Annotated in this window: 16 protein-coding genes and 1 tRNA gene; 10 read left to right on the top strand and 7 right to left on the bottom strand. The window is 67.9% G+C overall.

The features are described from left to right. Positions 1-39 precede the first annotated feature (39 nt). Genes ACGFNP_RS10185 through ACGFNP_RS10165 form a run of 5 tightly spaced genes read left to right on the top strand, consistent with a single transcriptional unit; the run spans position 40 to position 3177 of the window. Complete coding sequence (locus ACGFNP_RS10185) at positions 40-882, top strand: neutral zinc metallopeptidase (RefSeq protein WP_358337965.1); 843 nt, start codon at positions 40-42, stop codon at positions 880-882. 48 nt (positions 883-930) lie between these two features. Then, on the top strand, positions 931-1227 hold the full coding sequence (locus ACGFNP_RS10180; RefSeq protein WP_219535026.1) for a type II toxin-antitoxin system VapB family antitoxin: 297 nt from the start codon (positions 931-933) through the stop codon (positions 1225-1227). 36 nt (positions 1228-1263) lie between these two features. Then, positions 1264-1713: a VOC family protein gene (locus tag ACGFNP_RS10175; RefSeq protein WP_358337969.1), complete on the top strand. Its 450-nt coding sequence runs from the start codon at positions 1264-1266 to the stop codon at positions 1711-1713. An 11-nt stretch (positions 1714-1724) separates the two neighbouring features. Further along, a complete protein-coding gene (locus ACGFNP_RS10170; protein ID WP_393316915.1) occupies positions 1725-2138 on the top strand; it encodes a TIGR03668 family PPOX class F420-dependent oxidoreductase in 414 nt (137 codons plus the stop codon). A gap of 13 nt (positions 2139-2151) precedes the next feature. Next, positions 2152-3177 carry an ABC transporter substrate-binding protein gene (locus tag ACGFNP_RS10165; protein WP_358337975.1) on the top strand — a complete coding sequence of 342 codons (1026 nt, stop codon included), beginning with the start codon at positions 2152-2154 and terminating at the stop codon, positions 3175-3177. Positions 3178-3208: 31 nt separating this feature from the next. Here the strand turns inward: ACGFNP_RS10165 and ACGFNP_RS10160 are convergent. From ACGFNP_RS10160 to ACGFNP_RS10145, 4 genes are all read right to left on the bottom strand, one after another. Next, positions 3209-3298, bottom strand: a tRNA-Ser gene (locus ACGFNP_RS10160). Between the two features lie 10 nt (positions 3299-3308). Further along, positions 3309-3764, bottom strand: coding sequence for a tRNA adenosine(34) deaminase TadA (tadA, locus tag ACGFNP_RS10155; RefSeq protein ID WP_358337978.1), 456 nt, complete (start codon positions 3762-3764; stop codon positions 3309-3311). After that, positions 3761-4237 (bottom strand): tRNA adenosine deaminase-associated protein, encoded by a 477-nt coding sequence (locus ACGFNP_RS10150; protein ID WP_214635192.1) that lies wholly within the window; start codon positions 4235-4237, stop codon positions 3761-3763. Before ACGFNP_RS10150 ends, tadA begins: the two co-directional genes overlap by 4 nt. 16 nt (positions 4238-4253) lie before the next feature. Continuing rightward, on the bottom strand, positions 4254-4763 hold the full coding sequence (locus ACGFNP_RS10145; RefSeq protein ID WP_358337981.1) for a tRNA adenosine deaminase-associated protein: 510 nt from the start codon (positions 4761-4763) through the stop codon (positions 4254-4256). A gap of 140 nt (positions 4764-4903) precedes the next feature. Between ACGFNP_RS10145 and upp the strand changes: the two genes are divergently transcribed. The 5 genes from upp (at position 4904) to ACGFNP_RS10120 (ending at position 8892) form a co-directional block, all read left to right on the top strand. Further along, positions 4904-5542: a uracil phosphoribosyltransferase gene (gene upp, locus ACGFNP_RS10140; protein WP_219535038.1), complete on the top strand. Its 639-nt coding sequence runs from the start codon at positions 4904-4906 to the stop codon at positions 5540-5542. Positions 5543-5669: 127 nt separating this feature from the next. After that, a complete protein-coding gene (locus ACGFNP_RS10135; protein ID WP_358337984.1) occupies positions 5670-5894 on the top strand; it encodes a hypothetical protein in 225 nt (74 codons plus the stop codon). A gap of 251 nt (positions 5895-6145) precedes the next feature. Beyond that, positions 6146-6676 carry a PH domain-containing protein gene (locus tag ACGFNP_RS10130; protein WP_214635196.1) on the top strand — a complete coding sequence of 177 codons (531 nt, stop codon included), beginning with the start codon at positions 6146-6148 and terminating at the stop codon, positions 6674-6676. Between the two features lie 154 nt (positions 6677-6830). Next, complete coding sequence (locus ACGFNP_RS10125; RefSeq protein WP_393316908.1) at positions 6831-8117, top strand: helix-turn-helix domain-containing protein; 1287 nt, start codon at positions 6831-6833, stop codon at positions 8115-8117. A gap of 97 nt (positions 8118-8214) precedes the next feature. Then, entirely contained in the window at positions 8215-8892 is a 678-nt protein-coding gene (locus ACGFNP_RS10120) for a FadR/GntR family transcriptional regulator (protein WP_219535040.1), read from the top strand. A 9-nt stretch (positions 8893-8901) separates the two neighbouring features. On the opposite strand, the gene dnaN is transcribed toward ACGFNP_RS10120, so the two are convergent. From dnaN to ACGFNP_RS10105, 3 genes are all read right to left on the bottom strand, one after another. After that, positions 8902-9999 carry a DNA polymerase III subunit beta gene (gene dnaN, locus ACGFNP_RS10115; RefSeq protein WP_358337990.1) on the bottom strand — a complete coding sequence of 366 codons (1098 nt, stop codon included), beginning with the start codon at positions 9997-9999 and terminating at the stop codon, positions 8902-8904. A 63-nt stretch (positions 10000-10062) separates the two neighbouring features. After that, positions 10063-10713 carry a response regulator transcription factor gene (locus ACGFNP_RS10110; RefSeq protein WP_219535042.1) on the bottom strand — a complete coding sequence of 217 codons (651 nt, stop codon included), beginning with the start codon at positions 10711-10713 and terminating at the stop codon, positions 10063-10065. After that, entirely contained in the window at positions 10710-12143 is a 1434-nt protein-coding gene (locus ACGFNP_RS10105) for a histidine kinase (RefSeq protein ID WP_393316903.1), read from the bottom strand. Before ACGFNP_RS10105 ends, ACGFNP_RS10110 begins: the two co-directional genes overlap by 4 nt. Between the last annotated feature and the right edge of the window lie 59 nt (positions 12144-12202).

Raw genomic sequence — 12202 nt, 5'->3', positions numbered from 1 at the left:
AGCTGTCATCCGAGCAGCACCCGAGAAGGGACCTCAGCGATGGACTTCAGGGACGATGCCAACCTCGATGCCTCACAGGTGGAGGACGTTGGCGGCAGTGGCGGCGGTGGTGGTGGCGGCGGGTTCCCGGGCGGCGTGGTCATCGGCGGGGGCGGGATCGTCAGCCTGATCGTGCTCGTCCTGGTCTTCGTCCTGAACAACCTAGGCGGCGGTGACAACAGCCAGCCCGCCCAGCGGCAGCCGTCCTCGAATCTGTCGCAACAGTGCCGGACCGGCAAGGACGCCGACCAGTCGGAGAAGTGCCGGGTCGTGGGTGTGGTCAACAGCATCCAGGACTACTGGAAGACGCAGATTTCCGACTATCGCCCCTCGAAGACGGTCCTTTACTCCGGCAGCCTGCGTACCCCCTGCGGCGCGGCCAGCTCAGCGGTCGGTCCCTTCTATTGCCCCGGCGACCAGCGCGTCTACCTCGACCTGAGCTTCTTCAACCAGTTGCAGAGCCAGTTCGGCGCCAAAGGCGGGCCCTTTGCGCAGGCGTATGTGATCGCCCACGAGTACGGCCACCACGTCCAGGACCTGCTGGGCGCGCTCTCCGAAGGCAACTCGGTGGCGACGGAACTGCAGGCCGACTGCTACGCGGGGGTGTGGGCCAAGCACGCGGTCGACACCGGCTTCTACGACAAGCCGTTCACCACGTCGGAGTTCGCCGAGGCGCTCGACGCGGCGGCGGCGGTCGGCGACGACCGGATCCAGCAGCGCACCCAGGGCAGGATCGACCCGGAGTCGTTCACGCACGGCAGCTCGGAGCAACGCGTCAACGCGCTGAATCGCGGTTACAAGACCGGCGACCCAGCCCAATGCGCGCAATCTGATCTTCTATAACAGCCCCGAACAACACGAGTAATCGGATTCTCTCCTAAAATCGTTGGGGTGATCTTTAAGCTCGTCGGTGACGGACGCCCTTATCCCGACCATGGTCTGACCCCCAGAGAATGGGCGCAGATCCCCCCACGGCAGGTCCGGCTCGACTCGTTGATCACCACGAAGGCCATGCTGGACCTGCATTCCCTGCTCGCCGCCGACTCCACGTTCTACGGCGACCTCTTCCCGCACGTGGTGCAGTGGCAGGGCGAGCTCTATCTGGAGGACGGGTTGCACCGGGCTCTCCGGGCGGCCCTGCACCAGAGATCGATCCTGCACGCCAGGGTCCTGGAGATGCCCAGCTGAGAAAGAAATGTCAGCCTTCTCGGGCAGGATGCCTCCATGGTCTTTTTTCAGCTGGTGATCGACTGCGCCGACCCTGATCGGCTGGCGCGCTTCTGGGCCGACGGCTTGGGTTACGAGCTGGAGGAGCCGCCGGGCCACTTCGACACCTGGCGAGACTACTGGCAGAGCATCGGCGTGCCCGAAGAGGAGCTCGGCGACGGAGACTGTGCCGACAGCATCGTCGACCCGGAGGGCGCGGGCCCGCGGATCTGGTTCCAGCAGGTCCCAGAGGGCAAGGTGGTGAAAAACCGCTTTCACCTCGACATCAAGGTGGGCGGCAAGCGGGAGGAGGTTCCGCTGGCGACCCGCAGAGCCCGCGTCGACGCCGAAGTGGAGCGGCTGGTCCGCGCGGGCGCCTCCGTCGTGCGCGTGCTCTCGGAGCCCGGGATGGACCATTACGCGGTGGCCATGACGGATCCGGAGGGCAACGAGTTCGACGTCGTCTGAGAGTTGGTTCGATGGACGAGGCCACGGCCCGATCGAAGTTCCTGGCGGCACGCAGCGCCACGCTGGCCACCGTGGACGGGCAAGGGGTGCCGCACCTGGTGCCCATCGTCTTCGCCGTCGAGGACGACGTGATCGTGTTCGCCGTGGATCACAAACCGAAGCGCGCCACCGACCTCCGCAGGCTCCGCAACATCGCGGCCAACGACCACGTGTGCGTCCTGGCCGACCACTACTCCGACGACTGGCGGCACCTGTGGTGGGCCCGAGCCGATGGCACCGCGGCGATCGCCCAAGACGACACCACCCGCCGGCACTGGCTCGACCGGCTGGCCGAACGCTACGAACAGTACGCGGAGCGGCGACCTGAGGGCCCGGTGGTGGTGATCACCGTCGAGCGGTGGAGCGGCTGGGCCCACAACGAGTAAGCGAGGGGACAGCGTGGCAGCGCCATACGGGAACCGGCTTCGTCTCGGCGCCTGCCTGTCGCTGTCCGGCGAGTACGCGCGCTTCGGCGGCCAGGCCCGGCTCGCCCTGGACATCTGGCGATCCACGGCCGACGCGGTCGACCTCCTCATCGAGGACGACGGCAGCGACCCCGAGCGGGTGGAGACCCTCCTCCCCAGGTTGGCGGCGGAGTGCGACCTCCTGCTCGGCCCCTACTCCACGCTGCTCACGCGAAGAGCGGGCACCATCGCCGCGGCCATGGACCGCCTGATCTGGAACCACGGCGGAGCAGGCGACGACGTCGAGACAGCTCACCCCGGTCACGTGGTCTCCGTGCTCACGCCCGCGAGCCGCTACGCGGACCCCTTCATCCGGCACCTCGCCGCCCGGCGTGACCCACACCCGCTCCGGATCCTTCAGGGCAAGGGCAGCTTCGGCCGACAGGTGGCCGACGGAGCCGAGCACATGGCGCATTCCCTCAACATCCGCACCGCCCGCCTCGGGCCGACCGACATCCGCACGTTGCCGTCGCCGGAGGCGTGGAGCCTGTTCTGCGCCGGCTCCTTCGAGGAAGACGTGGAAACGGTCACGTCGGCCAGATCACTACCGACGCCTCCGCAGACCGTCTGCGCAGTAGCCGCGGGCGTCCGCGACTTCGGCGCGGCCATCGGCGACCCTGTGGGCGTCTACGGCGTCGGGCAGTGGTTCCCCGGCGGAGGCGACCGCGTCGAGCTGTCCATGACCGAGGACGACTTCCTGACCGCGTACCGGGAGCGCGCCGGTTCGCTCCCGGACTATCCGGCCGCGCAAGCCGTCGCCGCCGCGGCCATCGCGACACATTGCGCCCGCCAAGCCGGCAGTACGGCACGTGAGGCGCTCTGGTCCGCCGCCACGTCGTTGGAGACCACCACCCTGTTCGGGGCCTTCAAGGTGGATCCCCGCACCGGAGCTCAAGTCGGACACCGGGTGGCCCTCATCAGGTGGGACACCGAAGGTCCAGCCATAACAAAAGGCCTCTGACCCGATCAAACAGGTCAGAGGCCCAAATATGTGGCGGTGGTGGTGGGATTTGAACCCACGGATGAGTTGCCCCATCACACGCTTTCGAGGCGTGCGCCCTCGGCCACTAGGCGACACCACCGTCGACGAGCTTACCGGATCCGCCGAGTGCCGAAGAACCCCTTTAGTACGGCAGCGCACTCCTCACCCAGCACCCCCATGACGACCTCGGGCCGGTGGTTGAGCCTGCGGTCCCGGACCACGTCCCACAGTGACCCCACGGCCCCGCCCTTCTCGTCGACGGCCCCGTACACGACGCGATCGACCCGGGCCAGCACCGCGGCGCCCGCGCACATCGTGCACGGCTCCAGCGTGACCACCAGCGTGCAGCCCTCCAGCCGCCACCGTCCGAGCGCCCGGGCGGCCTGCCGCAGGGCCACGACCTCCGCGTGGGCGGTCGGATCGGAGGAAGCCTCGCGGGAGTTGCCGGCGGAGGCGAGCACCTCGCCCAGCGGGCCGAGGACGACCGCGCCGACGGGGACCTCGCCGCGGGCGCCGGCCGCGACGGCCTCGGCCAAGGCCAGGCGCATCGCGTCGGCGTGGTTCACCGCAACCGGTCGAGCTCGTCGGCGAAGGACAGCCGCTCGGCGATCACGGAGAGGATGTCGGCGGGCAGCACGCCCTCTTCCATGCTCAGCTCCAGCAGCTCCTCCGAGCTCACGCCCAGGTCGCTCAGGAGTTCGAAGTCGCCGGCCGGCTTGACGCCCAGCCCGTTGCTCTCCTTGTCGGGGGCCACCCCGGCGAACTCCGCGAACAGCTCGCCGAGCGTGTCAGAAAGGATCGCGTGCGCGTCGGAGAGGAACACCCGCGGCTCCTCGTCACCGCGGTAGCGGACGATGGCGAACCACTCGTCCTCCACCTCGACGCAGAGCAGGGCGAGCTCGTCACCGGACAGGCCGAGGGCCTCGGTCACCGCGTCGCCGAAGTCGTCGACGATCTCGGCGTCGCCGAGATCGACCTCGGCGCCGCTCCAGCCGCCGGGGATCTTGACGAAGGCCGCGGAAAAGGTGTTGGACGCCATGTCCATGCTCCAGGGGTCAGCCGAAGACCGATTCGATGGCCCGCTCGAACGGCTCGGAGAAACCGAGCCGCGCGGCGATGCTGGACAGCACGTCCTCCGGGAGGAGTTCGATGTCGCCGGAGAGTATGCCCAGCTCCATCTCGTCGAGTCCCAGGTCCGCGAAGATCGACAGATCGCCTGCGGGGAGCACCGTCTCCTCGTCCTGGAGGATCTCGTCGAGTTCCTCCTCGTCGGGGATCGGCACGTCGAGGTAGTCGAGAACCTGCTCGGCCAGCGGGAAGTCCCAGGACGCGGCGATGTCGGAGAGGAAGACATCGACGCGATCACCGAGAACCCGCAGCGCCACGAAGAACTCGTCCCCCACGGCGACCAGGCCAATCGTGCCACTCTCGCTCGGCTGCTGGCGCAGAGCCTTGATCAGACCGTGCAGATCGGACGTCAGCGCGACCGGCAGCAGCCCGGCGTCCCAGCATTCATCCTCGCGATAGACCACGATGGCGAAGTCGAGCGCATCTTCTTCTGTCATCGTCCACCCCACGACGTGGCCACTTCGGCCTCCAATCGTTCCAGACCCGACCACCCCCCGTGTGCCGCTCCGACCAAATTGTGATCAAAACCGATGACGCGACGTGCCGGTTCGTTGCACACAAGATAGCGTTGTCCCTTATGGAAACCCTCGTCGTCGACCATCCTCTCGTAGCACACAAGCTCACCACGCTACGTGATGTCCGGACGGACTCGCCGACGTTCCGCCGGCTGGCGGACGAGCTGGTGACCCTGCTGGCGTATGAGGCGACCCGCGATGTCCGGGTCATCGACGTGACCGTGCAGACCCCGGTCGCCGATGCTCACGGGGTACGGATGGCCAAGCCGTCCCCGCTGGTCGTGCCGATCCTGCGGGCGGGTCTCGGCATGCTCGACGGCATGACCAGGCTGCTGCCCACGGCCGAGGTCGGCTTCCTCGGCATGATCCGCAACGAGTCGACGCTGCAGGCCGAGACCTACGCCACCCGGCTGCCCGACGACCTTTCCGGGCGCCAGTGCTACGTGGTCGACCCCATGCTGGCCACCGGCGGCACGCTCGCCGCGGCCGTGCGGTTCCTGTTCGACCGTGGGGCCGTCGACGTCACGGCGATCTGCCTGCTCGCGGCGCCCGAGGGGCTGGCGTACATGGACAAGGTGTTCGCCAACTCCGGCAAGCCGATCCGCGTCGTGACCGCCGCCCTCGACGAGCGGCTGAACGAGAACGGTTACATCGTTCCAGGGCTGGGCGACGCGGGAGATCGACTCTACGGAGTTGTCTGACCTGCCACGTTGCGTACTCGCTTCGTTACATACTGTTGTCACGTGGGTATGGAGTGAGAGGAAGGCAACTTCCGCACGCGCGTGGGGGGAGCACGATGAGCGATTTTCCGATTACCGAGGTGTTCTCGTGAGTGAGCACACCGAGTCGGAGTCAAGTCCGTACGCGGACGTGGAGACGGCACTCCGCGAGGAGTTCGCCGGCATCCACTCCGCGGTCACCGTAACGCGCTGCGTCGAGGCGGCGCACTACGGCGCGCTGGAGGTCACGGGCTATGCCCATCCGAGTCTCGTCGAGCGGATCGCGCGCAAGCACCTTCACGTCCTGGCTCTGGTGGCCAGCGAACGTGGCTAAGCAAGATCAAAACTAACCCGCAAAGTTACCTTTACCCCGGCATTGGGGTGGGTAATGTATACGGCGGGTGTAGAAGGTAGTGGTACGGAGGCGACAGTGCAGGTCAAAAAGGTCTTCACATACGGGGGTATCGCTTTTGTGGCGTACTACCTGTTCGCGCGACCAACCGACGCCGCTGAGGCGGTCAGAGGGGCGTTCGACACCATGATCAACGGAGCCGACTCACTGGCTCAATTCGTGAACGTTCTCTCATGAGACTTGTGACCCACGGGGACTCTGCTCCGGCGTCGGTCAACCGTTACCTTCTCCCCCACGAACAACAGGTCATCATGGTACGGCGTCACCCAGCCGTGCTGCTTCGCCCGGTCGCCGAGGTCTTCGGCGGCCTGATCGTCGCCGGGCTGCTCAGCAAGATTTTCGGCGGCGAGGGGAGCAGCACGGCCCTCGTTGTCGTGTGGTGGCTCTGGCTGCTGCTGTTGATCCGTTTTGTATGGAAAGTCGCGGAGTGGTCGGTTGACTACTTTGTGGTTACCTCAAAGCGGATGTTGCTCACCACAGGCCTCATCACCCGCAAAGTCGCGATGATGCCTTTGGGCAAGGTCACCGACATGAGCTTCCAGCGATCTCTGCTTGGGCGCATGCTCGGCTACGGTGAGTTCATCCTCGAATCCGCTGGTCAGGATCAGGCACTGTCAACAGTCGAGTACATTCCGTATCCGGAGACCTTGTACCTCGAGGTCTGCCAGATGCTTTTCCCCAGCAAGGACGACAGCGACGATTAATCCTTGGCTCGGGGAATTCTTCACGTGGGGATACCCGATTGCGGGACTTCATGCAATCATTGCGGAGTGTTGACCCTTCCCCGCCTTGAGAGATGAGATGCCGAGTCAGGGAACCATCGGTGACCGCGTCCGAGGACTGCGGCTAAACAGGCGGATGTCTCAGGCCCAACTGGCCGGACCCGACCTATCTGACAGTTATGTCTCGCTCATCGAGTCGGGCAAGCGGACACCGACTCCGGTTGTAGCAAGACTCCTGGCCGAGCGCCTGGGGTGCACCACCGAGTTCCTCCTGCATGGGATCGAGCCTCGGCAGCGCATCGATACCGAGCTCGGCCTCCGCCACGCGGAGCTGGAGCTACAGCACGGCGACCCCATCGTCGCGGCCGACCGCTTCACTGAGATCGTGAAGGCATCCGACGAGGAAAACGCGCTGCTGACCGCGCACGCCCGCTTCGGCAGGGCGCGCGCCCTCGAGGCACAGGGACGGCTCGGCCAGGCGGTCGAGGCGTTCGAGCGACTGCGCAGGGAGGCGGCGGCGCATCCCGAGCGCCTGGCCGACCTGCCGCTCGCCGTGGCGCTGAGCCGCTGCTACCAGCGGGCGGGCGACCGTCTGCGGGCTCGAGACCTGGCCGCGCACGCGCTGGAGCAGGCGGAGCGGCTGGCGATCACGCAAGGCGAGATCGCCATCGATCTGGCTGCCGCACTGGTTGAGGCGCGCACCGGACGCGAGGGCGACTCCCCCGAGCTCGACTATGTCCGGCGGGTGCTCGACGCCGGCGGCGTGCCTGACATTGTGGACCGTTCCGCTGAGATCCACACCCTCTGGCAGGCGAGCGTCGCCGCGGCCGGTGGCGAGGACTCCGCGCTGGCCGTACGGCTGGCCGACGACGCGATCATGGCAGGCCGGCCCGCCAGGCTGGCGCTCCAGTTGGCCCGGGCGGCCATGCACTGGGCCAGTCTCGACTCGTCGCCGCTCGCCGAGGCCGACCTGTGGGCCGAGGCGGCGACTCGCGCGTTCGCGAGCACCGCGGGCAGCACGCAGGAGCACGGCGAGAGCCTCATCGCGCACGCCAGGGTCAAGCTGCGTGCGCAGGACGCCGTGCGGGCAGGAGAGCTGGCCACGTCGGCGCTCGACCTGGTGCACGACGCCCCGGGCACGGCACCGGCCGAGGCCCACCTGGTGCTCGCCACCGTCGCGCTCGCGCTCAACGCCGACACGGCGAGGCACCTGGGCGAAGCCCAGCGATTGCTCGACACGCTCAACCATCCAGTGTTCGGCTCTGACAGGCAGGCCGCACGCTGCTGGCGAGAGCTGGGCGACCTTTACGGCAAATCAGGAGACAAGGCACAGCAGACCCGCGCCTATCGCAAGGCGCTGGAAGCAGCCGGCGTCCATTCCGCACTGGCAGGGGTGAAGATCGACGCTTCTGTGTCCCGTTAGCCTCCGGGAGCTCCAGATTTGGTTTTTGAGTCTGGAATAATTAGGGTCTACCAGTCATTGACTCATGGGATGACTGGCACCCCGGAGGAGGCGGACTGTGAGTCTGCGTACGGCTCAGCGAGCTTCGCTCGTCGACCAGGTGATTGATCAACTCAAGGAGCAGATCACCTCAGGGTTGTGGCAGATGAACGGCAAGATTCCTACCGAGACGGTGCTCGCTGAGCAGCTCGGGGTGGGGCGCAACACCGTACGCGAGGCCGTACGCGCGCTCACCCACGCCGGGCTGCTGGAGTGCCGCCAGGGCGACGGGACCTATGTCCGAGCCACGAGCGAGCTCTCCGGCGCGATGCTCAGGCGCCTGCGCCAGGCGGAGCAGCTGGAGATCCTTGAAGTGCGGCGCGCGCTGGAGGTCGAGTCGGCCCGCCTGGCCGCCACCAGGCGCACCGACGAGGACATCGTGCGCATCGAGGCCGCGCTCGCCGAGCGAGACCGCGCCTGGGAGCTGGACGACCCGGACGCCTTCGTCGAGGCCGACCTGGCGTTCCACATGTCGGTGGCGCACGCCACGCACAACCTCGTGCTGATCGACCTCTATGAGGACTTCTCGGCGGCGCTGCGGGCCAGCATCACGGCCGCGGGCACGTCGCTGAACAAGAGCTACATTCCCCACGACGCCATCGCGCGGGCCATCTCCTCGGGCGACGCCACCGCCGCCGAGCGCGCCGGCCACGCCTGCATGGAGCACATTCTCATCGCGCTCACCGAAGGTGAATGATCCAGCGGCTCAGCCGAGCCGCAGCGACATCACCAAATAGCGGAAGCTGGGCTGCGCGTCACCCGGAACGTCCTGGATGAGCGCGGCCCTGGTCGGTGACTCCATGTTGATGCGGGCCAGGTCGGTGTCGATGCCGGTCAGGCCGTCGAGGAGGAACTGCGACTGGAAGGCGATCTGGATGTCGTCGCCGCGCAGCTCGCACTCGACCACCTCGGAGCCGCGGCCGATGTCGCCGCCGCCGGCCTGGATGCGGACGTGGCCCTGGCTGAACGACAGCCGGATCGCGGTGTTGCGCTCGGCCACCAGCGCCACCCGCTTGATGGCGTTGACGAACGCCGTCACCGGCACATCGGCCCTGATCGACCAGTCGGCGGTCAGCCTGGTGCGGTAGTCGATGAACTGCTCGTCGAGCAGGCGGACCGTGGTGCTGCGGCCGACGCTCTCGAAGCCCGCGACGCCGTCGCCCAGCGCCATCGCCACCTCGCCCCCGCGCAGCGTCTTGGCCACGTCGACCAGCACGCGAGCGGGCACCATGGCGGACATGGCGACGTCGGGCGCCACCGGGCGCCAGGTGAGGTCGCGGGCCGCGATGCGGTAGCGGTCGGTGGCCGCCATCGTCAGCGACTCGCCCTCGATGTCGACCCTGATGCCGGTGAGCATCGGCAGCGTGTCGTCGCGGCTGGCCGCGGGCGCGACCTGGCTCACGGCCGAGGCGAAGACGCCACCGCCGATGGCGCCGATGCTCGGCGGCATCGTGGGCATGGTCGGGAAGTCTTCGACGGGCATCGTGATCAGGCCGAACTCGGCGCTGCCGCAGGTCAGGACCGCCTCTTGCCCTTCGGTGACGATCTCGACGTCCTCGGCGGGCAGGCTGCGGCTGATCTCCGCCAGCAGGCGGCCGGGAATGAGCACCTGGCCTTCCTCGGCCACGTCGGCCTCGATCCTGGCCTGCGCCGAGACGTCGTAGTCGAACGCGGACAGGCTCAACTCCTCATCGGCCCCCAGCAGCAAGCCGGAGAGCACGGGCACCACAGGGCGACTTGGCAGGACCCTGGCGGCCCATGCCACCGCGTCCGCCAGAACATCGCGGTTTACCCGGATCTTCACCTGACCCACCCTTTCGTGTCGCTGCCTCCTATGAAAGGTAGCCGGTGTCACCGACAATGCGGACTATCTGCTGTTGAGGTAGGCGAGCACCGCCAGGACGCGGCGGTTGTCGTCATCGGAGGGCCCCAGACCCAGCTTGGCGAAGATGCCGGCCGTGTGCTTGGCCACCGCGCTCTCGCTGAGGTAGAGCCGCTGGGAGATGGCGGCGTTGGACCGCCCTTCGGCCATCGCCTCCAGCACCTCCCGCTCGCGTGGCGTGAGGGCGGCCAGCGGTTCGTTGCGTGCGTTGCTGGCCAGCAGCTTGGCGATCACCTCGGGGTCCATCGCGGTGCCGCCTTCGGCGACCCGGCGAACGGCGTCGATGAACTGCTCGGCGTTGAACACCCGGTCCTTGAGCAGATAACCGATCGCGCCCGATCCGTCGGCCAGCAGTTCGCGCGCGTACAGCTGCTCGACGTGCTGCGACAGCACCAGGATCGGCAGCCCGGGCACCTGCTTGCGGGCCGCCAGCGCGGCCTGCAGGCCCTCGTCGGTGAAGGTGGGCGGCAGCCGTACGTCCACGATCGAGACGTCGGGGCGCAGCTCGATCAGGCCCTTGAGCAGCTCGGGCCCGCTCTCCACGGCGGCCACGACCGTGAAGCCGTGCGCCTGGAGCAGGTGAACCAGGCCGTCCCTGAGCAGGTAGAGGTCTTCGGCGATGAGAACGCGGTTCATCGGCTGAACCATAGACGGCGGGGTGTCGCCTCGGCCAGCCAGCGCTCCTTGTTGTGGCAGGCCGGAAGCAGTGCGGCCGTCAGGTACATGGCGGCGCCCAGTGTGATCATGAACAGGATGGCCGGCCACTGCCACGGCTCGGGCAGGTACAGCGCGAGGAACCACGACTTCTCCTCGATGCCGAAGACCTTGAAGATGCCCGCCACGATGCCTTGCGGGAACAGCGGGCACCAGGACGTCAGCCAGAGCGTGGCCACCACGGCGGCCTTCCAGCGCGGCAGCTTGGGCAGGCTGCCCGCCCAGTGCTGCGGCAGAACCCTGGGCATGTGCATGGTCACCGTGGTCGGCCCGCCGGGCGGGCTGCTCAGGGCCAGCACCCCGTCGAAGGCAGCGAGCCGCCGCTCGATGCCCATCAGGCCGGTGCCCTTGCTCGGGTCGGCGCCGCCCATGCCGTCGTCGGTCACGGAGATCCGCAGGTCGGGGCCGTTACTGCTGATGTCGATCGTGGCCGTGGCGGCGCCGCCGTGCCTGGCGGCGTTGGAGAGCAGCTCGCTGACCGCGAAGTAGGCGGCGGCCTCCACCGGCGGCTCCGGCCGGTGCGCCAGGTCGACGTCCACGCTCACCCGTAACGGGCTGTCGATGGCCAGGGCTCGGACGGCGTCGCCCAGCCCGCGTTCGGCCAGGACCGGCGGGTGGATGCCGCGGATGACCGTGCGCAGCTCGGTCAGCGTCTCCGAGGACGCCTCCTTGGCCTTGCTCAGCAGCGCCTTGGCCGCGGCCGGGTCGGTGTCGACGAGCTGCTCGACGGCCCCGAGCGTCATGCCGATCGCCACCAGCCTGGCCTGCGTGCCGTCGTGCAGGTCGCGTTCGATCCTGCGCATCTCGGCGGCCTGCGTGTCGGCGGCGAGGTTGCGTACGCGCTGCAGGTGGTTGACCTGTCCGGCCAGGCGGCTCGCGGCGGTCGCGGACAGGACCAGCTCGCTCCACAGGGCGTAGAGGCGCAGCCCGCGGTCGGGCAGCAGCAGGAACATCGGCAGCAGAGTCAGCTTGATCACCGGGTCCAGCAGCAGCCAGACGCAGTCGCGCCAGGTCGCCGGATCGGTGACCATCCATTTCCACCGGTCGTTCCAGGCCGGCACCCGCGGCGACTTGTACAGCGTGCGGTTCGACCGGTACATCCCGTCGGCCTGCCGCTGCGGAGGCGGCGGCTTGGGCAGGTACGGCGAGTCGATCCGGGTCCCCGTCCACTCCCCGAGCAGCCCTCTCGTGTGCTCCGCCAGCCGTCTGACGAGCCGGACCTGCAGCGGGAGAAGAGGGACCACGCCGAGACCGAAGGCCAGGACGAGCATGGTGAAGGAGGCGACGGCGGCGGGCACCTCGACGAGGATCAGCGCCAGCAGCACCGCGGCCTGGCCGTACCTTCTCAACATGCCTCCAGTGTGCGCGAGCCGGAGCTTCCCGCACATTGCACCTAGGTACACCTTCACCG

The sequence above is a fragment of the Nonomuraea sp. NPDC049269 genome, from assembly GCF_043197155.1.
Lineage (GTDB): Bacteria > Actinomycetota > Actinomycetes > Streptosporangiales > Streptosporangiaceae > Nonomuraea.
Note: the sequence above shows the minus strand (reverse complement) of the source record. Positions and strands in the feature narration are given on the sequence as shown.